The 23,022-nt window shown below is 67.9% G+C and carries 14 protein-coding genes; 11 read left to right on the forward strand and 3 right to left on the reverse strand.

Annotated features, from left to right (window positions below):
- The first annotated feature begins 41 nt into the window (after nt 1–41).
- The gene (locus AC1DXX_RS06030; protein WP_478133261.1) at nt 42–9,308 is read left to right on the forward strand and encodes a hypothetical protein; all 9,267 of its coding nucleotides are present in this window, start codon (nt 42–44) and stop codon (nt 9,306–9,308) included.
- On the opposite strand, the gene AC1DXX_RS06035 is transcribed toward AC1DXX_RS06030, so the two are convergent.
- Nucleotides 9,291–10,211: a LysR substrate-binding domain-containing protein gene (locus tag AC1DXX_RS06035; RefSeq protein WP_478133262.1), complete on the reverse strand. Its 921-nt coding sequence runs from the start codon at nt 10,209–10,211 to the stop codon at nt 9,291–9,293. The two genes, AC1DXX_RS06030 and AC1DXX_RS06035, sit on opposite strands and share 18 nt — an antisense overlap.
- 152 nt (nt 10,212–10,363) lie before the next feature.
- Here AC1DXX_RS06035 and AC1DXX_RS06040 point away from each other — a divergent pair, with 152 nt between their 5' ends.
- Entirely contained in the window at nt 10,364–11,347 is a 984-nt protein-coding gene (locus AC1DXX_RS06040) for a Bug family tripartite tricarboxylate transporter substrate binding protein (protein ID WP_478133263.1), read from the forward strand.
- Complete coding sequence (locus AC1DXX_RS06045) at nt 11,347–12,231, forward strand: N-formylglutamate amidohydrolase (RefSeq protein ID WP_478133264.1); 885 nt, start codon at nt 11,347–11,349, stop codon at nt 12,229–12,231. The genes AC1DXX_RS06040 and AC1DXX_RS06045 overlap by 1 nt, the downstream gene beginning before the upstream one ends.
- Nucleotides 12,232–12,258: 27 nt before the next feature.
- On the opposite strand, the gene AC1DXX_RS06050 is transcribed toward AC1DXX_RS06045, so the two are convergent.
- A complete protein-coding gene (locus tag AC1DXX_RS06050) occupies nt 12,259–13,134 on the reverse strand; it encodes a helix-turn-helix domain-containing protein (protein WP_478133265.1) in 876 nt (291 codons plus the stop codon).
- 298 nt (nt 13,135–13,432) lie between these two features.
- Here AC1DXX_RS06050 and AC1DXX_RS06055 point away from each other — a divergent pair, with 298 nt between their 5' ends.
- The gene (locus AC1DXX_RS06055) at nt 13,433–14,374 is read left to right on the forward strand and encodes a helix-turn-helix transcriptional regulator (RefSeq protein WP_478133266.1); all 942 of its coding nucleotides are present in this window, start codon (nt 13,433–13,435) and stop codon (nt 14,372–14,374) included.
- Between the two features lie 91 nt (nt 14,375–14,465).
- Nucleotides 14,466–14,885, forward strand: coding sequence for a PaaI family thioesterase (locus tag AC1DXX_RS06060; RefSeq protein WP_478133267.1), 420 nt, complete (start codon nt 14,466–14,468; stop codon nt 14,883–14,885).
- A 41-nt stretch (nt 14,886–14,926) separates the two neighbouring features.
- Here the strand turns inward: AC1DXX_RS06060 and AC1DXX_RS06065 are convergent, their stop codons facing one another.
- The gene (locus AC1DXX_RS06065; RefSeq protein WP_478133268.1) at nt 14,927–15,145 is read right to left on the reverse strand and encodes a DUF6434 domain-containing protein; all 219 of its coding nucleotides are present in this window, start codon (nt 15,143–15,145) and stop codon (nt 14,927–14,929) included.
- Between the two features lie 241 nt (nt 15,146–15,386).
- Between AC1DXX_RS06065 and AC1DXX_RS06070 the strand changes: the two genes are divergently transcribed.
- The 6 genes from AC1DXX_RS06070 (at nt 15,387) to AC1DXX_RS06095 (ending at nt 22,983) form a co-directional block, all read left to right on the forward strand.
- Complete coding sequence (locus AC1DXX_RS06070) at nt 15,387–17,735, forward strand: phosphoesterase (RefSeq protein ID WP_478133269.1); 2,349 nt, start codon at nt 15,387–15,389, stop codon at nt 17,733–17,735.
- A complete protein-coding gene (locus tag AC1DXX_RS06075) occupies nt 17,732–19,129 on the forward strand; it encodes a cytochrome-c peroxidase (RefSeq protein WP_478133270.1) in 1,398 nt (465 codons plus the stop codon). The genes AC1DXX_RS06070 and AC1DXX_RS06075 overlap by 4 nt, the downstream gene beginning before the upstream one ends.
- A gap of 12 nt (nt 19,130–19,141) precedes the next feature.
- Entirely contained in the window at nt 19,142–19,735 is a 594-nt protein-coding gene (locus tag AC1DXX_RS06080) for a hypothetical protein (protein ID WP_478133271.1), read from the forward strand.
- Nucleotides 19,728–20,627, forward strand: coding sequence for a 2OG-Fe(II) oxygenase (locus tag AC1DXX_RS06085; protein WP_478133272.1), 900 nt, complete (start codon nt 19,728–19,730; stop codon nt 20,625–20,627). Before AC1DXX_RS06080 ends, AC1DXX_RS06085 begins: the two co-directional genes overlap by 8 nt.
- A 97-nt stretch (nt 20,628–20,724) precedes the next feature.
- On the forward strand, nt 20,725–21,459 hold the full coding sequence (locus tag AC1DXX_RS06090) for a FadR/GntR family transcriptional regulator (RefSeq protein WP_478133273.1): 735 nt from the start codon (nt 20,725–20,727) through the stop codon (nt 21,457–21,459).
- A gap of 114 nt (nt 21,460–21,573) precedes the next feature.
- Nucleotides 21,574–22,983, forward strand: a complete 1,410-nt coding sequence (locus AC1DXX_RS06095) for an amidase family protein (RefSeq protein ID WP_478133274.1) — start codon at nt 21,574–21,576, stop codon at nt 22,981–22,983.
- The last annotated feature ends 39 nt before the right edge of the window (nt 22,984–23,022 follow it).

Genomic DNA, 23,022 nt, shown 5'->3' on the forward strand with positions numbered 1-23,022 from the left:
CGCTGCTGGCGGGTCAGCCCGACGAGGCGGCGCCGCTCGCCGTGCCGGCCGCGGCGCGCCCGGCCGGCCTGCGCCCGGCGGACCTGAACTATGTCGAAGGCAACGCGACGGTGAACGGCCGCCCGGTGTCGGCGCGCGACATCGAAATGGCGGTGCCGCCCGACAGCATCCTGGTGATGGCTGAACGCGGTAATCCGCCGAGCGCGGAACGCATCGCGGCGGACCTGCGCGCGGCAGGACATCCGGAAGGCAAGGACGTGGTGCTCTACCTCTGCGAAGGCGGCACGCTCGCGCGGGCCGATGCGCCGGTGCCCGAATCGCTGGCACGCGACCTGAGCAACAAGATCGGCGCGCGGGTGCACGCGGTGGACGGCAACGTCGTGCTCGGCAGCAAGAGCGCGGTGCAAGGCACCCCGGTGGTGCAACGGCCGAACCTGCCGTTGACCGACATCTCGCAGAACGCGCCGCACCGCGCGGCCGATGCGGACTTCGATGCGCAGCAGCGCTTCTGGCTGGAGCCCGGTGGCCGCACGCAGGAAGCCGACGCACCGTTCTCGCCCGAAGTGCTCGGCAAGGGCGCCTGGGTGGGCGACAAGACCATCGACCCATTGCACCTGGGCATCGAGGACCGCGTGGTCGACATGCATCCGATGGATGCGGAGAACGCGCAGGCCGTGTTCCCGCTGCTGGCCAAGGAGCTGGGCGTCAGCCCCGACTACAACGCGCTCGGCGCGCAGGGCATGATCGACAAGTGGCTCGGCGAGATCGCCGCCGGCACGCGCTACGCGCGCGTGATCTACCCGGCGGCCGGTTCGACGCCGGCCTCCGATGCGCCGATCGGCGTCATCTCGGTCCACAAGGAAGCGTTGATCGGCGACAGCTACCGCAACACCTTGCCCGCGGCGCTCTACCGCGGCAGCAAGCCTGCGGGAGAAACGAGCAAGCAGGCGCTGCAGGCCCGCGGCGAAGTCTGGCAGTTCTCGACTTACCTCGGCTCCAACAAGAATCGCTATCCGGGCGGTGTGATCAACAAGGCCGCGCGCATGCAGTTCATGAGCGACGTGATGCGGCAGGAAGCGGCCAAGGGCGCGCCGGTGGAGGCGTTCTATTCGCGCGTCAGCGGCGGCGCACCGTTCGTCACCGGCTCGGACGGCGTCACGGTCGCGCTCAAGGGCCACAAGTTCAACGTGGCGAGCGCTTTCAGCCAGGAGTCGCAGACGGTCGGGCGCGGCCCGATCGCCGTCGGCTACGAAGACAGCTCGCCGTTCAAGACCGATATCTATCCGGACGGCGAACCGGCACGCCACATCTACATCTACGAGACCGACGCGAGCCTCTACGGGCCCGAGGGCAAGGGCACGCTCAAGTGGCGCGGCAAGATCGAAGAAGCCTTCGACAAGGTGCCCGACTCGCGCAACCTGCTTGCTCCAACGCGGCGGGCGGACCTGAACTATCTCGAAGGCGAGGCCACGGTCAAGGGACAGCCGGTACCGGTGCGCGACATCGAACTGGCGGTGCCGCCCGACAGCATCCTGGTGATGGCCGAGCGCGGGAACCCGCCGAGCGTCGAGCGCATCGCGGCGGACCTGCGCGAGGCAGGTCATCCCGAAGGCAAGGACGTGGTGCTCTACCTCTGCGAGGGTGGCACGCCTGCGCGGGCCGATGCGCCGGTGCCCGAATCGCTGGCGCGCGACCTGAGCAACAAGCTCGGCGCGCGGGTGCATGCGGTGGACGGCGACATCGTGCTCGGCGCCAGGAACACGGTCGAGGGCGCGCCGGTGGTGCAACGGCCGAACCTGCCGCTGACCGATGTCTCGCAGAACGTGCCGCACCCGGTGACCGATGCGGACTTCGATGCGCAGCAGCGCTTCTGGCTGGAGCCAGGCGGCCGCACCCAACAGGACGAGGCGCCGTTCTCGCAGAAGGTGCTCGACAAGGGCGCCACGGTGGGCGACAAGTCCATCGATCCGCTGCACCTGGGCGTCGAGGACCGCGCGGTCGAGCTGGTGCCGTTCGATGCGCAGCACGCGCGCGATGTGTTGCCGTACCTGAAGAAAGAGCTGGAGTTCAGCCCCGACTACATGCGGCTGAAGGCCGATGGCCTGACGCAGAAATGGATCGCCGAGATCGAGGCCGGCACGCGGATGGCCTTCGTGATCTATCCTCCGCCGGGCTCGGCGGCACAGCGCCGGCCGCTCGGCATCATCGCGGTGCACAAGGAGCCGCTGGTCGGCAACAACTACAAGGAAACGCTGACCCCCGACCGCTACAACGGCGAGGCGACGGCCGGCACGCTGGGCAAGAAGGATCTGCTCGACCGTGGCGAGGTATGGCAGTTCTCGACCTACCTCAGCGAGGACAGGGCGAGCTCACGGAACGGCAAGTCGCCATTCCCTGGTGGCGTGGTCAACTCCGCCGCGAAGAAGCAGGTGATGGACATCGCGCTGGCGGAGCTGGCGCGCCGCGGCGAGCCCATCGACGCCTTCTATGCACGCGTGCACGCCGGCGCGCCCGAGGCGGTGCCGGCGCTGGGCTGGAAGGAAACCGTCAACTCGAAGAGCCTCGGCAGCCAGGAGCGGATGTCCGGCGGCGGACCTCTGGCCGTGGTGCACGAAAAGGGGCCGCAGATGCCGAACGGAGAGGCGCCGACCCGCTATGTCGCGATCTTCGAGACGCCGGTGAGCCGTTATGCGGAGAACGGTCCCGGCACGGAGGCCTATCGCTCGCTGATCGACACCCAGATCGGCAAGTACCCGTCGGACCGCTGGCTTGGACCCAAGGAATGGCAAGGGCAGCCGCTGGTGCACCGCCCGGCCAACCTGAACTACCTGGAGGGCAATGCCACGGTGAACGGCCGCCCGGTGCCGGCGCGCGACATCGAGGTTGCGGTGCCCGAGAAAGCTTTTGTCGTGATGGCCGACGAGGCGAACGTGCCGAGTCTGGAACGCATCGCCGCCGACATGCGCGCGGCCGGCTATGCCGATGGACAGGAGGTTGCGCTCTACATCTGCCGCGCCGGCGAGACCGCGGACCCGGCCGCGCCGGTGCCGCAATCGCTGGCATTGCAGCTCGGCGACAGGCTGGGTGCGCGCGTGCATGCGGTGGAAGGCACCATCACGCTGGGAGCGAAGACCGAACTCGGCGAAGGCCATTTCGTGAGTGCCCAGCCGAAGCTGCCGCTGATGGACGTGTCGACCGGGCGAGCGCATGCCGGCGAGAACTTCGACGCGCAGCAGCGCTACTGGCTCGCGCCCAATGGCCGCGGCGAGCGCGTCGATGCGCCGCTCGGCGCCGATGTGCGCAACATGGGCGCGCGCGTGGGCGACGACCCGATCGACCCGCTCACGCTGGGCATCGAGGACCGCGCGGTCGAGCTGGCGCGTTTCGATGTGCAGCACGCGCGCGACGTGCTCCCGTACCTGACGCACGAGTTGCGCTTCAGCCCCGAGTTCACGAAGCTGGGGGCGGAGGAAATGGCGAAGAAGTGGACGGCGGAAGTCCAGGACGGCAGCCGGATCGCCTACGTCATCTACCCCGCGCCCGGCTCGAACCTGGCGCGCCGGCCGCTGGGCATCATCTCCGTGCACAGGGGGCCCCTGGTCAGCGACAGCTTCATCGGCATCCGGCCGGCGGAAAGCTATCCGGGCGCGAAGCCGGCGGGCGAGTTGAGCCAGGACGCGCTGCGCGATCTCGGCCCGGTCTGGCAGTTCTCGACCTACCTCAGCAGGGCGCGGACCTCTTCCAAGTCCGCCTTCCCGGGCGGGGTGGTCAACACGGCTGCCAAGAAGCAGCTGATGGCGATGGCCGTGGAGGAGTTGGCGCGCAAGGGCGAGCACATCGACGCCTTCTACGCGGCCGTGCATGCCGGCGCACCCGAGGACGTGCCCGAACTGGGCTGGCCCAGGGATGCCAACGTACCGAGCCTGAAGAGCCAGGAGCGGATGTCCGGCGAGGGGCCCATCACGGTGGTGCACCAGGCGGGTCCGCCAAGAACCGGAGACCTTGCGGGGGAAGCCCCGCCGACCCGCTACATCGCCATCTTCAAGACCCCGGTGAGCCGCTACGCGGAGGGCGGCGCAGGCACGGCGGAATACCGCTCGCTGCTCGACAGCCGTATCGCGGGCGACGAACGTCCGCAGCGCTGGCTCGGGCCGGAAGAATGGCAGGCGCAGCCGCTGGTGCATCGCCGTGCCGACCTGAACTACCTGGAGGGCAATGCAACCGTCGGCGGCCGCCCGGTGCCGGCGCGCGACATCGAAGTCGCCGTACCGGAGAAGGCCTTCGTCGTGATGGCCGACGAGGCCAACGTGCCGAGCCCGGAGCGCATCGCCGCCGACATGCGCGCCGCGGGCTACCCCGAGGGGCAGGACGTCGCGCTCTACATCTGCCGCGCCGGCAAGCTCGTCGATCCCCAGGCGGTGGTGCCGCAGTCGCTCGCGCTGCACCTCGGCGAGAAGCTCGGTGCGCGCGTGCATGCGATGGGGGGAACCATCAAGCTGGGCGAGAAGATCGAGCTTGGCGAAGGCGACTTCGTCACGGCCAGGCCGCAGTTGCCGCTGATGGACGTCTCGACCGGGCGCGCGCATGCGGGCGAGAACTTCGACACGCAGCAGCGCTTCTGGCTCGCGCCGAACGGCCGCGGCGAGCGCGTCGATGCGCCGCTCGGCGCCGATGTGCGCAACATGGGTGCGCGGGTCGGCGACAACTGGATCGACCCGTTCGTGCTGGGCATCGAGGATCGCGTGGTGCGGCTGGAGCAGTTCAGCGACAGCAACGCGCCCGCGGTGCTGTCGTCATTGAAGAAGCAGCTGGCCGTCAGCCCCGACTTCAACAACCTCGGGCCGGAAGGCATGGCGCGCAAGTGGCAGCAGGAGATGGAGGACGGGACCCGGATGGCCTACGTCGTCTATCCGGCCGAAGGCTCGCCGCTGGGCCAGAAGCCGCTCGGCATCATCGCGCTCCATCGCGAGGCGCTGGTCGATGGCAAGTACGTGAAGACGCTGCCCGCGTCGTACTACCGCGAGGGCAAGTTCGCGGCGGGCGAGGTGTCGCGCGAAGACCTGCTTGCGCGCGGCGATGTCTGGCAGTTCTCGACCTACCTCAACGCCGATGCGAAGCAGGTGCCCGGCACCAACAAGGCCGGCAAGATGCTGACCATCGAGGAGGCGGCTGCCGAGGGCAAGCGAAGAGGAGAAGAGGTGCTGGCCTTCTACGCGCGCGTGCACGGCGGCGGCCCGCTCGTGCTGATGGAGCCGCACGTCAACCCCAACATCCCGAGCCTGTTCGGGCAGGAATCGATGGCGCGGCGGGGGCCCATCGCGGTGGGCCTGGAGCAGGGCTCACCGGTGACGGGCGGCGCCGACCGGTACGTGCTGATCTTCGAGACGGACCGCGGGCTCTACCTGCCCGGAGGCCCGGGCCGCGAGAAATGGACAGCCGACATCCAGAAGCTGATCGACAACCATCCGGATCCGTCGTCGTGGCTCGGCGCGGCGCAGGACACCGGAGCGTCCGGCCCGGCGGTGAGCAACGCCGGGAGCCGGCTGCCCGAGAACCCGAGCCCGCAGCGAAGCGCCCCCGCCATCGACCCGGACAGCGTCGCGCGCGAGCGCTACGAGGCCCTGGCGCGCGAGCTGGGCCTGACCGGCACGCAAACGGATGCGATGCGCGAGTGGACACTGTTGCACCGCGATACGGTGACCGGCTTCTACGACGCGCGGCTGTCGGGACTGAAGGCCGAGACCGTGGAGCGTGCGCAGGCGCACGTTGCCGAGAGCGGCGACCAGGTGCACTACGTATCGGCCGGCATCGGCAACCTGGGCGGGCTCAACGCGGCGATGAACAACGTGGCCGAGGCAGCCAACGTCCACATCCGCGGATTGGCCGAGATACTCGCCACGCAGCTGGACGCGACCGGTGCCACGGTGGTGCCGATGCGCACCGGCGGCAAAAAGCTCGGCGTGGTGGTCGTGGGCATCGACGAGCCCACGCTCGCCAACGCCGTCGAGGCGACACAGCGGCAGGTGGCGCAGTACGCCGAGGCGCACGGCCTGGCCGACATTCCGCATCCCAAGAACGAAGACCAGAGCGGCGTCAGCCTGCACATCGGGTATACATCGGTGTCACCCGACAAGACCCTGGACCACATCTTTACCGAGGCCGACCAAGGCGTCGACAGGAGCAAGCAACATGTCACAACAGACGAGGGACGAACGACTGGGGCTGACGGGCCTGAGCCCGGCGCAGCGCAAGCAGCGCCTGCAGCAACTGCAGCAGCAGGTCGACCAGGAACGCCAGCAGGCGAAGACGGCGCTGGAGGCCCAGCGCGCGGCGCGCCGGAGCCAGGCGGCCCCGAAGTCCTGACGCCGGACCACCCCACGCGCTTCGCAAGCGGCTCGCACGAACACGCGGCCATCGACCCGGACGTGGTCAGGATGCAGAGCTTTGCGGCCGCGGCCCGTGATGCGGGTCTCGACACCGAGCAGTTCACCGGCCTGCTGCACTACGGAATTTCACCGAAGGACAGCGTCACGGGCTTCTACGACGCGCGCCAGTCGGGCGCGAAGGTCGACACGGTGCGCCGGATGCGGGCGCTGGTGGACAGCTCGGACGACAACGGTTTCTACGTGTCCGCCGACATCGCCAACCTGGGTGGCCTCAATCACGCGATGGGCGATGTGGCCGAGCGCGCCAACGTGCATTTCAAGGCCATGGCGACGCTGCTCGCCAACGAGCTGTCGGGCACCGGCGCCACCGTCATCCCGCTGCGTACCGGCGGCGACGAACTGGCTGTGGCGGTCGTGGGACAGGTCGACGAGGCGGGCCTGCGTGTCGCGCTCGACGCGGCCGGCCGGCGCATTGCAGACTACGCCGAGGCACACGGGCTGGCGGACATCCCGCACCTCAAGCGCAAGGGCGAAAAAGGCGTCGGCATGCACATGGGCTACGCCGAGACGATGCCCGGCCGAACGCTGGCCAGCATCTTCACCGAGGCGGACACGGGCGTGGATGCAAGCAAGAATGCGGCGCAGCACCCCAGGATCGATTTCGAGGATGGGCAGCCCGTTGCGCTGAGGACGAGCGACGGAGAACAACTCTCGGCCAGCCGGTTGACGGTGATCGAGCGCGACGGCACGCGGCGGCCGATGACGGGGGCCGAGGTGGTCGCCATGATGGGGCCGCAGATCGGTGTGGGCGGGTACGGCACCGTGTACGAGTTCGGCGCTGGCCAGGCGATCAAGGTCCCGCGTACCGACAGCGATATCCGTGACGGTCGTTTGAGCATGGATCTGGACGAGTTGCAAGTCGATCTGCCGGACGGTGCGACGATCCACAGCAGCATGAAGGGGGCGGTCGAGGAGGTGGCGGCCTTGCGGAAACTGGCCGATGCCGCGGGCGCGGAAAACGTGATCGCCGTCAAGGGCCCTTACCTGGTGGGCAACCGCCTCGTCACGGTGATGCCCCGCTACGAAGAGTCGAGCACGGCGATGACGGTTGCCACTGCCACCCGCACGTACACGGGTCCGGGCACCGATCTTCTCAACGAACGCACCGCGACGGGGGTTGCGGCGATCTCGGATGGACTCCATCGTGCCGGGAAGGACCCTTGGGATCCGCAGTTCATGGTCGACTCGAAGGGGCGGCCGGTTCTGCATGACCCTGCCGGGGTCCATGAAGGGCTGACTCCCTCCGACTTATTCAACAACGTCGTCACGCGGATCGCGCGCACCGGTCGGCAAAACGCAGCGCTTCGCCCGGCACCCGACACTGCGGACAAGGCGTTGTTTGCGCTGGGGCCGGCGCCCGACGAAGTGGGCCGGATGGGCGGGTTGAAGTTGCCGGCCGGTTCCAGCGAAGCGCCGGACGGCCTGTACCCCACGGTGGCTGCGGCCAAGTGGGCGGCCATGCGCGATGTGCTGCCGCCCGATGGCAGCGCAGGAACGCAGGGGCCGCACATCTACACCGTGGACGGCGGCAAGGCGCGAGACGCCCTGGCGAACACGCGCCCCGCGCCGGACGGCACACGCACCATTCCCGGCGAAGCCCTCGTTGCCGCGCGCACGGTGGACAGGTTCGGCAGGTTCGAGGGGTCGACGGACATGCGCCTGGGCGTGCCGCTCGATATCGACTGGGAAGGCCGCCCCGTCATGATGAGGGACGCGCACAACGGGCATGAAATACCCGTGCTCCGGTTGATGGTGCGCGAAGCGGATGGAACGCGCCGGCCGATGACGGGCGCGGAGGCGCTCGGCATGATGGGCCCGGAGGCGCTCGGAACCGGCGCGGCTGGTGCCGCATACCCGTTCGGCCTGACCCAGGTGGTGAAGGTGTTCCACCCTCTCGATGCGGCGGGCAATCCGCTGACCACGGACGCGACACAACTGCTCCTGCGGGAGATCCCGGACGGCGCAAGGATGGACGGCGCCCTGACCCTGGCACACGAGGAAGCGGAGACGCTCTGGACGCTCGCCGGTGCTGCCGGCGCCGAGAACGTACTCGGCGTGAAGGGGCCGTACCTGATCGGCAGTCGTCCGGTGCTCTTCATGGATGCCTACTCGGCGTCGACCAACTCCTTGCACGTAGACCAGCCCAACCGGACCTTCACGGGTGCGGAGGCCCGAATCCTCAATGAACGGACTGCCATGCAGACCGGCGCGATCGCGGACAGCCTGAAGAGCGCCCGAGCGCACCCGTGGGATCCCGAGTTTCTGGTCGGGCATTCGGGGGATGTTGTTTTGAGCGACCCCGGTGGTCCGGCCGGACTCAGTGCGACGAGTTCGATGCCCACGGACCTCTTCAAGGAAGTGGTTGCCAGGCTGGTCCGGACCGGGCGGCAAAATGCGGCGAACCGGGAAGCGCCCGACACGCCCGCGGCAGGCCGCGTGCAGTTCGCGCTCGGCCCGGAGCCCGAGGCGGTGCGTCGCTCGGGCGGACTGACGGGTGATCTGTACGACACGGTGGCCGAAGCCAAGTGGGCGGCGATCAAGGACTTGCCTGAGCCCGTTCGCGGTTCGAACGTCGTGCCTCCCCACCTTTACACCGTCGACAGCCGGGGCGCGGGCGTGATGGCCGACGGCGCAGGCACTGTTCCCATCAGCGCCGTGGTCGCCGCGCGCGCGCTGGATCGATGGGGCAGTTTCGTGCCGGGAACCGCCGAACGTTTCCGGGCGGCGGATGGCTCCTCGGCAACCCGCCAGATTCCCAAGGGCGTGATGAACCTGTTCGACCTTGGTGCGGCTCCCAAGACGAACCCGCTGGACGGGCTGAACGGCGGCGCGCCGGGGCCGGGGTCAGGGCAGGGCGTGTGAGGCGGCCCCGGCCGCCTGCGCCAGCACCCAGTCCCTGAACACCCGCATGCCCCGCGTCTCGCGCCGGCCCTTCGGCGCGCAGACGTAGTAGCCGCGCGGCGTCAGCGCGGCGCGGTCGATCGGGATCGCGATGCGCCCCGCGGCGAGCTCGTCCTCGATCAGGCAGCGCTGCACCACCGCGAGGCCCAGGCCCGAGATCACGCCCTGCACCAGCATCACGACCTGGTCGAAGTCGGCGGCGGGGCGCGGCTTCGCGTCGGGCACGCCCTGCGTGTCGAACCACAGGCGCCAGTTGTCGGGGTAGTTGGCGTGGAACAGCAGCGGGCGCTGCAGCAGGTCTTGCGGTGTGTGCAATGCGAGCGGGCCGCGCAGGTCTTCGGGCCGGCAGATCGGCACGATCTCGCGGCCCACGAGGTAGTCGGACTGGATGCCCGCCGGGTGCCACGGCGTGCTGCCGGTGCGCACGCGGATCCAGCCGTCGATGTCGGGCTTGTCCAGTGGATCGTCGCGGCGGTAGGGTGCGAACGAAATGGCGACTTCAGGATGGCGCCTGCGAAAGTCGGGCAGCCGAGGGATCAGCCACTTGGTGGCGAGCGTCGGCGGCACCGACAGGCGCAGCGTGTGCGGACCATGCTGCGCACCGGCGGCCTCGGCGGCCGCCTCGAGTTGCTGCAGTGCAGGTGCGACGTTGTCCAGGTAGGCGCGGCCCGCGTCGGTCAGCGTGCTGAGCCGGCCATGGCGGTCCAGCAGGCGCATGCCCAGTTCTTCTTCGAGGCGCGCCACCGCGCGGCTCACCGCGCCTTGCGTGACGCACAACTCGTCGGCCGCTTTCGAGAAGCTGCCCAGACGCGCGGTGCTGGCAAAGGCGTGCAGCTCGTGCAGCGACGGTGAGCGGATACGCATGGGTGGAGTGGGGTGGCCCACTATGCGCACTGGTCATAGCAAGCGGCGCAATTGTCACTCCAAACATGGGGGGCCGCTTCACATAATCGCCGCACTTCAGGGCACCTCCCATGTGCGTTGTCTCCCCCGATATTTCTTTCGACTTAATAACGATGAACAAACGCCGAGACCTCCTGCTGGCCATCACCTCCGTCGCCTTCGGGCTGCCGCTCGTGGCCGCCGCCGATGCGCATGCTTCGTCCTACCCGGACAAGCCGGTCAAGCTGATCGTGCCGTTCCCGCCGGGCGGCTCGACCGACCTCGTTGCGCGGCTGCTGGCCGAGAAGATGTCGGTGATCCTCGGGCAGCAGGTGGTGGTGGACAACCGCGCGGGCGCGGGCGGCACCATCGGTATCTCGGCGGTGGCCCGGGCCGAGCCCGACGGCTACACCATCGGCATGGCCACGGTGAGCACGCATGGCGCGAACCCGGCCGTCTATACGAAGCTGCCCTACGACCCGGTGAAGGACTTCCAGCCGATCACCAACGTGATGTCGGTGCCCAGCGTGTTCGTGGTCAGCCCCAAGCTGCCGGTGAAGACCATGAAGGAGTTCATCGCGCTGGCCAAGTCGGAACCCGGCAAGCTCACCTTCGCGTCGCCCGGCAACGGCTCGCTCGGGCATGTCAACGTCGAGCAGTTCATGGACCTCGCGGGCATCCGGCTCACGCATGTGCCGTACAAGGGCGCGGGCCAGGCGGCCACCGATGCGCTGGCAGGCACGGTCGACGCCATGACCGACAACCTGCCGTCTTCGCTGCCGCACATCAAGTCGGGCAAGCTGCGCGCACTGGCGGTGCTGTCGCCGCAGCGCTCGCCGCTGTTGCCCGATGTGCCGACCTACCGCGAACTCGGCTTCGAAGCGATGAGCGAAGGCGGCTGGTTCGGCCTGGTCGCGCCGGCCGGCGTGCCGGCGCCCGTGATCGAGAAGCTGATGCTCAGCGCGCACCAGGCGATGCAGGACCCGGTGTTCAAGCAGCGCACGATCGACATCTCGGGTGTGCCGATGGCCAACACGCCGGCGCAGTTCGCGCAGCAGATCCGCGAAATGATGGACAAGTACGCGCGCATCGCCAAGGTCGCGAACATCAAGCTGTGATGAGCACCCGGGACATGGAGAGCACCGATCCGGTCGTCGTTGTCGTCGACCCGCCATCCGGCGTGGCCCGCCTGCCGCTGGTGTGCGATTCGCCGCACAGCGGCACACGCTACCCGGCGGACTTCGTCACCCGCGTGCCGTTCGCGCAACTGCGCCAGGCCGAGGACACGCACATCGACACGCTCTGGGCCGCCGCGCCGCACCATGGCGCCACCTTGCTGGCCGCGCAGTTTCCGCGCGCCTACATCGATCCCAACCGGGCCATCGACGACCTCGACCCCGAACTGCTCGACGGGCCCTGGCCTTCGCCGCTGAAGCCGGGCGAGAAATCGCGCCTGGGCTATGGCTTGGTGTGGAGCCGCATCGCGGCCGACCAGCCGCTGTACGACCAGCCCTTGCAGCCGGCCGCCGTGCAATGGCGCATCGACCAGTTCTGGAAGCCGTATCACGCGGCGCTGTCTACCGCGGTTCAGCGCGCGGTGACCGACTTCGGCGCCCTGTGGCACCTCAACCTGCATTCGATGCCGGGCAACGCCTATGAAAAGCTGCGCATCCAGTCGCCACGGCCGCTCGCGGACTTCGTGCTCGGAGACCGCGAGGGCACGACCTGCGGGCCGGCCCTGCTGAACGTGGTGGAAGCCACGGTGCGCGCGCACGGCTACACGGTGGCGCGCAACGACCCGTACAAGGGCGTCGCGCTGATCGCCGAGATCGGCAACCCGGCCAAGGAGCGGCACAGCCTGCAGATCGAGATCCGCCGTCCCATCTACATGAACGAGACGACGCGCGAACCGAACGACGGCTTCGCTCCGCTGCAGCGCTGCATCGAGGCCACCATCACCGCAGTGGCGGCGCACGTGAAACTGCAACTGGGGAAAGGCTAGCCGGCGATGCTGCAGCCCGGAACCGTTCTACCCGACGATGCCGTTCCTGGCCGAGGGCGGCTGCAGGGCGTCGAGCACGGAGAGCTTGCGGTAGTCGCCGGGCAATACCGCATAGGTGCCGAGGAAGGTCTTGTGCAGATGGCTCTGGTCGGTGAAGCCGGCCGCATGCGCCGCATAGGTGACGCGCGCGCCGCCGGCGATCAGGTCGCGTGCGTACTCGATGCGATGGCCCACCAGCATCTCGTGCGGCGTGAACCCCAGGGCGCCCCGGAAGCGCCGCTGCACGTGCACCGGGTGCAGGCCCGCCGCACCGGCGAGGTTGTCGAGGGTCATGCGCTGCTGGAAGCCGGAAGCGATCAGTTCGTAGAGCCTGTTCATGCGTTCGTCGCCGCTGTCGACGACGCGCCGCGGCGGGGCCTGCAAGGGAATCCACTGCGCCAGGCGCTGGCGCAGCAGGGCGCGGCCGGCGGCATTGTCTTCTTCGTTGCCGGCGCTCGCGGGCTCGTGCAGCAATCGGTGGCACTCGAGGAATTCGACGGCTGCCGAGGCCTCGAGAAAGATCGAAACGCCCGCATCGTCTTCCGCGCGGGCCATCGGGGTGCCTTCGTTCGCCGCGCTGATGCAGCGAGCGACGGCGGAGCTGCAATACATCGCGTCCTCGCGCCACGGCACGCTGCGCGCCTGCACGGCGTGCCAGACCTGCGGCGCGATGCGCAGCAGCGTGCCCGGCGGCACGACCGTCACGCGGTTGCCGGTGCGCACGTGGAGTTCGGTGTCGGACACCGAGAGCGTAAATCCGACATGCCGGTGCGGCCGGATCTCGCGATGCAGCAGCCGGTTGGCGGTGAATTGAAGACCCGTGAGGTCAGCGTCTCGCCAATAGCGGGAGGCCGGGAATTCCATCGAAAGCAGGGCTCCTCGGATGTTGTCGTTGTCTTGTCGGCGGGCAGCAAACAGCATGCCAATGCTCCCCGCTTCTATGAAGCATCGATCATGCGTGAAGCGGTGAGCTCGTGCATCGTTCATGCGAAGGTACTCAGTCGCTGGCCGCTGCGGAATGCAATGGCGTGCTTTTGCCTTCATGGGCCGCGCGAATGCGTCCGAAGCTAAGAATTTACAAGGCGGCACAACCGCCGTTTGGTAGTTTGGCTCCAAGCCCGCAGCGTCGGCTGATGCATGCGGCATTTCCAACAGGCATTTCATGATTCTTGCTACCTTGTTGCAACGCGCCGCGGCGGCATCGCTGTCGTCGGATACACCTGATTTCGACGCGGCCGAGTTGCCATCCGGCGGGCCGTTTCCACAGCTCTATTCGGAAGAGCAGCTGTACCTGCCGCCATCGGCGGACCGGTACGCGGAAGGGGTGCCGGGCATCGTCGGCGATCTGCTCGATGCCCGCAGCCATGAGGAGCGCCGCTACCTGATCCAGGGCATGCTGAATGCCCTCGGCTTCGATTGGCTCGGCTACGGCACGATCACCTACCTGCGTGGACGCTGGTGGCCGCTGAGCTTCTTCACCGCCTATGCGAACCCCGAGTGGACGCAGCGCTATTTCTCGCATCGCCTCTACGAGCTGGACCTGCGCCAGCAGGGCGTGCCGGCGTCCAGCCTGCCGCTGGTGTGGGATGTCGAGCAGATCGAGTCCTCGCCCTTGTCTTCTGCCGCCACGACCGCAACCGAGGACGCGGCGGGCCGGCGGCAGCGCTTTGTCGATGACCTGCGCGCGAGCGGCATCCGCAGCGGGCTGATGTTCCGCCTGGCTTCACCCACGCACGTGAACCAGTACACCGTCATCAGCCTGCAGTCGAGCGAGCCGGGCCGCCGCTGGATCACGGACGAGGTCGTCGGACAGGCGTTGACGCTGGGCCTGAGCCTGCACGAATACCTGTCGCGCCATTCGCGCATGCCGAGCGAGTCGGGCGGGGCGCGCATCGAGATCTCGACGACGCAGCAGTACATCCTCCAGCACCTGCTGCAGGGCCGCAGCGACAAGGAAATCGCCAACCGGCTGGACTTGTCGGCTCACACGGTGGACTACCACATGCGGCAGCTGCGCCGCCGCTTTGCGGCACGCAACCGGGTGCAGCTGGTGAACGCGGTGCAGCAGGGCGACAGCGACTTCGGCGTGCTCAGCGAGATGTAGAGGGCTCCGACAGGGCGCTCCTGACACCACGCTGTCAGGAGTGGCCGCCTAAGATTTTTCGACCCGCCTTGCGGAGCGAAGGATCGTGATGATGTCGGACCCGTTGATGCAGCGCTTTCCCAGTTCCGCGACCGCGCGCCTGTTCGGCCAGCGCATCATCGAGTTCGATACGGCGAAAGGCTGGGTTCGCATGAGCTTCGTCGCAACCGAGGCCTTTCTGAACCCGGCGGGCTCGGTGCAGGGCGGCATCCTGGGGGCGATGCTCGACGACACCATGGGGCCCGCGCTGTGGCTCATGAACGGTGCGGGCGCGTTCTCGGCCACGATCGATCTCAACGTGTCCTTTCTGGCGGCGGCTTCACCCGGTCTTCTGTACGGCGAGGGGAAGGTCGTGCAACTCGGCAAGACCATCTCGTTCCTGGAAGCGCAACTGAGCGATCCGCAAGGCCGGGTGGTGGCGCGCTCCACGGCGAGCGCGAGGATGATCCGGACTGCTGCGGCTGCGGGTTGAACGGGCCGTCACGGGCCCAGCCTCAAGGCGAGTGACTGGCGTCACTTCGACGGCTGCCTGCGCCGCTTCAACCACTCATCCGCCACGTCGCCCATGCGCTTGGGCACGCCATTGCGAATCCACGCCATGAAGGCCCGGTCGAACTTGAATTCGTCGCCGCACGCGAGAAGCATGAAGCGCCGCACGTTCTGCGTGTTCCTGTAGCTCTTGTCGACCTCGGTATCCCGCGTGACGGGATCGCTGTGCCAGTCGAATTGCATGCTGCCTTCCTTGGTTTTCTGTCGGCCCGATTCTGTCAGAAACGTAATTTTTCCGACCTGAAAAGTCAGGTCGCGGTCAGCCCCGTTTCAGCGAAAAAATGCGATGGAAAAACGTGCGTTTTCAGAGGGAAAAGAGGTCATTTTCCTGACACAACGCAGTCCTAGATTCGCTTGCCTTTCGGGCGCGTCCGGCTTCAAGAAAACCGTGTCGCCTTTCGTTTTTCCACGTTTGAAAGTACACATGAAAGCCATTCAAAAAATCAGATCCGGCTTGTGCCCCACGTTGACCGTCCTGGCTGCTTCGCTGCTTGCCGCATGCGGGGGCGGCGATGGCGGCGCCGGTTCGTTCTCGTTCCTGCCGCCCGCCACGCAGCCTGCAGGCCCCGGCAGCGTCACGGTCAGCGGCGTGCTCACCGCCAGCGCCTTCAAGCCCGGCAGCGCAACCGACCCGGTCGTCGTCGCCGGCTACTACCAGGGCGCCACGGTCTGCGTCGATGCCAATGGCAACGGCCGCTGCGACAGCGGTGAAACCGCTGCAGTCACCGACGCCAACGGCAAGTTCAGCCTGTCGCTGTCGGCAGCCTCGGCCCTGATCGCCGACATCGGCACCAGTGCAAAGAACACCGCCACCAATACCAAGGTGCCGACACGCGAAGTGCTGCGCGTCGCGCTGGACCAGGTGCGGGAGCAGGGCACCTCGGTGGTGGTCAGCCCGCTGTCGTCGGAAGTGGCGCGCCTCGTCGAGGCCAACAACTCGACCTATGCGGTCGAGAAGCAGAACCTGGCCACGCGCCTCGGCGTGTCGCTCGACGCAGTGCTCGGCGATGCCAACACCGCCGCCGCGAAGGTGCAGACCGCCTTGCTCAACGAATCGAATGCGCTCAACAACCGCTTCGCCTACGCCACGACCAAGTTCGACCGCGGCGACCTGTATCCCGACGCGCTGGCCAACCCCGGCGGCGACCCGCGCCTGACCGGCAAGGCCGGCGTGACCGCCGCCACCGCCAACGTGGCCGAGACCCGCAAGGCCATCACTTTCCAGCAGGCGCAGCAGGCTGCCTTCAGCATCGAAGGCATTCCGCGCTACGACCACATCTTCATCGTGATGCTCGAGAACAAGGCGACGCTCTCGATCCTGAACTCGCCTTTCGCCCCCAGGATCAACGGCTACCTGAAGTCCGGCAACCAGCTCGCGAGCTACTACGCCACCGGCAACCCGAGCGAACCCAACTACACCGCGCTGGGCGGTGCGGACGACTGGGGCATTACCGACGACAGCCAGTGGAACTGCGACGCCACCGGCGCCAACGCGGTGCAGGACCTGCCCGTGCCCGACAACACGCAACCCGGCCTCGCCAAGTCGCCGTTCGCGGCCAGTTGCGCGCAGGCGGTCGGCGTCAACCACAACATCGTGGGCAAGCCGAACCTCTTCAATGCCGTCACGAGCGCGGGCCTCACGTGGCGCACCTACAGCGAGTCGATGAACCCGGGGCAGGACTTCCGCACCGACAGCGTTGCCGACGCGGCCGTGACCGCGAAGGACAACGTCTATGCACCGGGCACCCTGGCCGGCAACGCGACGACCATCGGCGATGCGACGCTCACGCTGCCGCTGCCGGCCGGCCTCTACAAGACCAAGCACCATCCCGGCATGGCCTACCAGAACGTGCGCAGTGCGCCCGAGTGGAAGTACAGCAACCGCACCATGGGCGGCGGCCAGTGGGACGCGATGCTGAAGAGCAGCACCGACTACGCCATTCCCGCGGGCTACGACTACGACCAGCTCGGCAGCGACCTGGCCAGCGGCAATGTCGGCAACCTGAACTTCCTCGTGCCCGACCAGTGCGACGACATGCACGGCATCAGCGTGAAGGGCACGGTGCCCGGCGGTGCGACCGGTACCGCGAGCGATTGCAGCAGCGTGGCCAACAACGTGCCCAACAACGTGCCCACGGCCACGGGCGGCGCCATCATCACGCGCGGCGACAACTACGTCGACTTCACGGTGAAGCGCATCCAGGCCTCCGACCTCTGGAAGAACCCGCAGAAGCGCGTGGCGATCGTGCTGATGTTCGACGAAGGCAATGCCACCAGCGGCATGAACTCCTGCTGTGGCTGGAACGTGTCGAACAGCACCGTCGCCAACCCGCTCAAGCAGAACGCGGACGGCACCTGGTCGGTCGATGCCACCATCAACAACTACACCCGCGGCAACCGCGGCCACGGCGAAAGCATCTTCGGCATCCTGACCAACCAGGCCAATGCGCCCAAGGGCATCTCGGACAGCGACGCCTACAGCCACTTCTCGTTCGTGCGCACGCTGCAGGACATGTTCCAGCTGGCCGACCCCGCCGTCGATGCCTCGTACATGAACCGCTCGAAGTACACCGAAGCCTTCGTCGCCGCCAACATCCTGAACCTGCCGGAGTACGCGGGCAGCGCCGACACCCACTTCGACAGCGTGCGGCCGATCAACCACGCCTTCGTGATTCCGGCGGGCTACACGCAGAAGCAGTCGGCCGACGTCTCGACGACGGCCCAGGTGGGTGCCGACGCCAACCAGGTCAATGTCTGGTCGCTGAAGCAATGAGGGATCGCCGCTCGGGCCGGCTCGCGATGGCGGCCCTGTGCGCGGCTGCGGCATTGGCCGGCTGCGGTGGCGGGGACGGCGGCACGGCGGCAGCCGTTGCCGTGCCGCCTGCCGCCACCGCGGCGGTGGCACCCGCGGCCTCCCCATCCGTGCCGGCCGGCAACACGCTGAGCCTCGCGGCGCAGGTGGGCCAGAAGATGTTCTTCGACAAGAAGCTCTCGGGCTCCGGCGCCATGTCGTGCGCCAGCTGCCACGACCCCGCCCATGCGCACGCGCCGGCCAACGACCTGTCGGTGCAGCTCGGCGGGCCGAAGCTCGACCAGGCCGGCCTGCGCGCGGTGCCTTCGCTGCGCTACAAGGACATCACGCCGCCTTACGCCGACCTGCTCGACAACCCGGACGGCATCAGCGTGCCGGGGCCGGGCGGCGGCTTTGCCTGGGACGGCCGCGCCGACACGCTGGCAGCGCAGGCGCGGATTCCGCTGCTCGATCCGATCGAGATGGCCAACGCGAGCAGCGCCGACGTGGTGAAGAAGCTGCAGGCCGCCGACTACGCGCCGCTCATCGCCAAGGCCTTCGGCCCCAAGGTGTTCGACGACAGCGACGCCGCGTTCGAGAGCGCCTTGAAGGCGCTGCAGGCCTACCAGCTCGAGGACAAGGGCTTTCATCCGTACAGCAGCAAGTTCGACCGCTACGCGGGCAACAAGATCGGCGGCGAGCTCACGCCGGCCGAGACGCGCGGACTGAAGGTGTTCACCAACCCCTCCACCGGCAACTGCGCCTCGTGCCACTACCAGGGCGCGGGCCTGAACGGCAGCTCGGCGCTGTTCACCGACTTCTCCTACGAGGCGATCAGCGTGCCGCGCAACGCGGCCATTCCCGCCAACAACGACCCGCTGTACTTCGACATGGGCGTGTGCGGCACGCTGCGCGCAGACCACAAACCGGCCTCTCCGAATGCCGCGAACAGCTACTGCGGCATGTTCAAGGCGCCCACCATGCGCAACGTGGCGACGCGCACGGCCTTCTTCCACAACGGCGTGATGCACTCGCTGGAACAGGTCATTCGCTTCTACAACACGCGCGACACGCAGCCGCAGCTCTGGTATCCGACGGTCGGCGGCAAGCCCAAGGCGGTGAACGATCCCGCGTTCCCCACCTATGGGTTGATCACCACGCAGTACACCGGCGGCAAGGTGCAGAAGTACAACGACCTGCCACCGGCCTACGTGGCCAACATCGACACGCAGATGCCGCTCGACGGCCGGCGCGCAGGCACCGCGGCGCCGATGTCCGAGCAGGACATTGCCGACCTGGTCTGCTTTCTCAACACCCTGAGCGATGCCGACACCACCCCTGCGACGCCGCCCAAGCCCGGTGCCTGCACCAAGTAACACAACGAATTCATGAAGCACACGATCTTTCTTTCCGCTGCCCTGGCCTTGTTGGCCGCATGCAGCCAGCAACCCGACGCCGACCTGCAGAGCATGACCGCCGCCGTCAACGTGTATCTCGCGAAAAAGGGCGACCTCTGTCTGGGCAAGGACAAGTGGCCCATCGACGTCACGCCGCGCGAGGCCGGCTCGCATGCACGCAACGCGGTGCAGATGCCGGTGCTCGAACACATCGGACTGGTCAGTTCATCGCAGGTCAAGGTCGAAGCGACCGAAGAGACGCCCGCAGCCACCGTCACGCGCTATGCGCTGACCGACGAGGGCAAGAAGTACTTCCTCGTGCGTGAAGCCTCCCGCGGCGACTTCTGCGCCGCCCGGCTGACGCTCGACAAGATCGTCGGGTGGGAAGTGCACAAGGGCGACAAGGACCAGGCCGAGGTGCTGGTTACCTACACCTACAAGGTCGATGCCGCGCCCTGGACGCGCGATGCCGATGTGCAGAAGGCCTTCCCGATGGTCGATCGCGTGGTGCGCGGCGCCGGCACGATGGAACTGAAGGAGAGCTTCCAGCGCACCGGGAGCGGCTGGGTCGCGAAGGATGTCTGAGCCGGTGGATGCGGTGCTGCGCTTCCCGCCTGCGCTGGGCGAATGGGTGGTGCACAACCTGCGGGAGGGGTGCCCCTCGGCGAGCCTGGTGGCGGCGATGCAGGCGAAGGACATGCCGGCCGACGCCGCGAAAGCCATCGTCGATGCCTTCGTGCTGGCGCTGCGCACCGGCGGCGCGCTGCCAACGGACGCCGTGACGGTGGCTGCACCGTACAAGTACGACGAGACGCCGATCCTGCAACCGGGCACATCGATCCGCACGGCCGACCGCACCATCCGCGTGGCTGCGCGCATGGCACAACCGGCGATGGCGGTGCTGAACGACGTGTTCAGCGCGCAGGAGTGCGAGGAACTGATCGCGCTCGCAAGACCTCGCCTGGCGCCATCGACCACGGTCGATCCGCAGACAGGCCGCGACCGCGTGGGCAACGAGCGCAGCAGCCTCGGCATGTTCTTCCGCCTGCAGGAGAACGCCTTCATCGCGCGGCTCGACGCGCGCGTCTCGGCGCTCATGAACCTGCCGGTGGAGAACGGCGAAGGCCTGCAGGTGCTGTACTACCCGGCGGGCGCGCAGAGCATGCCGCACTTCGATTTCCTGGTGCCGTCGAACCCCGCCAACCAGGCCTCGCTGGAACGCAGCGGCCAGCGGGTGAGCACGCTGGTGAGCTACCTCAACGACGTGGAGGAGGGCGGCGAGACGGTGTTTCCCGAAGCCGGCTGGTCGGTGTCGCCGCAGCGCGGCCATGCGGTGTATTTCGAGTATTGCAACAGCCTGGGCCAGGTGGACCACGCTTCGCTGCATGCCGGCGGCCCGGTGCTGCGCGGCGAGAAATGGGTGGCGACCAAGTGGATGCGGCAGCGCCGTTTCGTCACCGCAGGTAAACCCGGTTGACGGGATTTGGTGGATTTGTGATATTTATGATCATAAATAGCAGATCACCACCATGCCACCCAAGCCCAAGCCTTCTCCCTTGACGCGCAACAAGCGCGTGAAACGCTCAGACCAAGTGGTCAACGGCATCAAGCGCTGGATCGTCCAGACGCAGCAGCAGGTGGGCGGCAAGCTGCCCCAGGAGAAAGAGCTGATCGAGCAGATGGGTGTTTCGCGCGGCACGGTGCGCGAAGCGCTGGCTTCCTTGCAGGTGCAGGGGCTGGTGGCTCTGAGCACCGGCCCCAACGGGGGCGCCACGCTCACCCAGACCTCGTACGAGCAGTGCCTGGAGGCGGTGTCCAACTTCCTGTACTTCCAGCCTGTGGACATCACCACGCTGTATGCGTTGCGCCGCGTGGTCGAGCCTGAATTGGCCGCCAACGTGGCCACGCGCCTGGACGAGGCCGACCTGGCCGAGCTCGAGGCCCTGATCGGCCACAGCCATCCGGCGCATGGCGGCAGCGAAGACTGGAACGAGCGCCGCGAGGCCGATCTGCTGTTTCATGACCGGCTGATCGACGCCTGCAGCAGCCCCTTCCTGGGACTCGTCTGCCGCCTGCTCAACGACGTCATCCGGCGGGTGATCATCGTGCGCCATGCGCTTCCGGCGTTCGACAGCTTCGACGAGGAAATCATGCACAGCCACACGGAGCTGCTGGATGCGCTGCGCGCCCGCGACGCCTCGCGCGCACGCGACGTCATGCGGCGGCACATGGAGCACGCCGAAGTGCTGGCCCTCGAGGCCGAATCGCGGGTCGACCGCGGCAGTCTGCTGATGAATTCGAGCGGCTGATCGCCATTGCGGCGCGGACCAGCCGCTGCCGCCGCATCAATCCCAACGCCTTCCTTCACCCCGGTCGAGCCGGGGTGCCGGGTTTCCCGTGCCTGAATTTTCCGGAGTCCGAACATGAATCAACAGCAAGCGCTCTGGCGACTGAGTGCCATCGACATCGCCGCGGCCGTGCGCCGGCGCGATGTGTCCTGCCGCGAGGTCACGGCCAGCGTGCTGGCACGCATCGAGCAGATCAATCCGCAGATCAATGCCCTGGCCGAAGTGCTGGCCGACGAAGCACTGGCCAGCGCCGATGCCGCCGACCGGCTCACGCTTCGTGGCGATGTACTGGGCCCGCTGCACGGCGTGCCGGTCAGCATCAAGATCAACGCGGACCAGGCCGGCCATGCGACCACCAACGGCGTGGTCCCGCTGCGCGGGCACATCGCACGCGAGGATGCGCCGGTGGTGGCCCACTGGCGCAGCGCCGGGGCCATCATCGTCGGGCGCAGCAACACCGCCACCTATTCGTCGCGCTGGTTCACCGACAACGGCCTGCACGGGCGCACGCTGAACCCCTGGGATGCCGCCATCACGCCCGGCGGCTCCAGTGGCGGCGCGGCCGCCGCCGTGGCCAGCGGCATGGGCGCGCTGGCGCACGGCAACGACATCGGCGGCTCCATCCGCTATCCGGCCTATGCCTGCGGCGTGCCCGGCCTGCGCCCCACGGTCGGCCGTGTGCCGGCCTGCAACCCGAGCGCGACGGCCGAGCGCAGCATCACGCCGCAGCTCATGTCGGTGCAGGGGCCGCTGGCGCGCAGCATGGCCGACCTGCGCCTGGGCTACGAGGCAATGGCACGTCACGACGCGCGCGACCCCAACTGGGTGCCGGTGCCGCACGCGCTGCCGCGGCCTGCGGGCCCGATTCGCGTGGCGCTGTTCAGGCGTTCCCCCGGCATTCCCGTGGACCCGGCGGTCACCCAGGCATTGAACGATGCCGCGGGCTGGCTGCAGCAAGCCGGCTACGAGGTGGAGGAAACCGAATTGCCTTTCTTCGCCGAAGCCGCCGCCTTGTGGCGCACGCTGACGGTGGACGACAGCCGCCGCAGCATCGTCGCCGGTGTGGAACAGCATGGCGACGAGATCATGCAGCGAAGCCAGCGCAACCTGTTGGCGGGCATGCCCGAAACCGACCGAGACGGCTTTCTCGATGCGCTGGCGCGGCGCCAGGTGCTGGTTCGCAGCTGGTCGGTTTTTCTTCAATCCCATCCGCTGGTGCTGATGCCGGTGTCATGGCAGCGTCCGTGCGCGCAGGACGAAGACGCCGGCACGCTGGAGCAGGCGCGCGCGTTGATCGACGCCCAGAGCCCGCTGCTGGCAACCGCCGCGCTGGGCCTGCCAGGCCTCTCGGTGCCCACCGGCATGGCGGGTGGCGTGCCCATGGGCGTGCAACTGATGGCCTGGCGCTTTCGCGAGGATCTGCTGCTGGAAGCAGGCCAGGTCCTGGAAGAGGCTGCGCAGTTCATTCCGTTCACCGCCCGGTGATTCCCTCTCCGTCCCCGTCATTTCAACCAGGAGTCTTTC

The sequence above is a fragment of the Variovorax sp. P4_B10 genome, from assembly GCF_056402375.1.

Bases quoted from the DNA above. Each gene is read 5' to 3' on its own strand.
- AC1DXX_RS06070 (WP_478133269.1), top strand. From the start codon at position 15,387: ATGAAAGCCATTCAAAAAATCAGATCCGGCTTGTGCCCCACGTTGACC.
- AC1DXX_RS06035 (WP_478133262.1), bottom strand. From the start codon at position 10,211: ATGCGTATCCGCTCACCGTCGCTGCACGAGCTGCACGCCTTTGCCAGC.
- AC1DXX_RS06060 (WP_478133267.1), top strand. From the start codon at position 14,466: ATGTCGGACCCGTTGATGCAGCGCTTTCCCAGTTCCGCGACCGCGCGC.
- AC1DXX_RS06040 (WP_478133263.1), top strand. From the start codon at position 10,364: ATGAACAAACGCCGAGACCTCCTGCTGGCCATCACCTCCGTCGCCTTC.
- AC1DXX_RS06045 (WP_478133264.1), top strand. From the start codon at position 11,347: ATGAGCACCCGGGACATGGAGAGCACCGATCCGGTCGTCGTTGTCGTC.
- AC1DXX_RS06075 (WP_478133270.1), top strand. From the start codon at position 17,732: ATGAGGGATCGCCGCTCGGGCCGGCTCGCGATGGCGGCCCTGTGCGCG.
- AC1DXX_RS06080 (WP_478133271.1), top strand. From the start codon at position 19,142: ATGAAGCACACGATCTTTCTTTCCGCTGCCCTGGCCTTGTTGGCCGCA.
- AC1DXX_RS06085 (WP_478133272.1), top strand. From the start codon at position 19,728: ATGTCTGAGCCGGTGGATGCGGTGCTGCGCTTCCCGCCTGCGCTGGGC.
- AC1DXX_RS06050 (WP_478133265.1), bottom strand. From the start codon at position 13,134: ATGGAATTCCCGGCCTCCCGCTATTGGCGAGACGCTGACCTCACGGGT.
- AC1DXX_RS06095 (WP_478133274.1), top strand. From the start codon at position 21,574: ATGAATCAACAGCAAGCGCTCTGGCGACTGAGTGCCATCGACATCGCC.
- AC1DXX_RS06055 (WP_478133266.1), top strand. From the start codon at position 13,433: ATGATTCTTGCTACCTTGTTGCAACGCGCCGCGGCGGCATCGCTGTCG.
- AC1DXX_RS06065 (WP_478133268.1), bottom strand. From the start codon at position 15,145: ATGCAATTCGACTGGCACAGCGATCCCGTCACGCGGGATACCGAGGTC.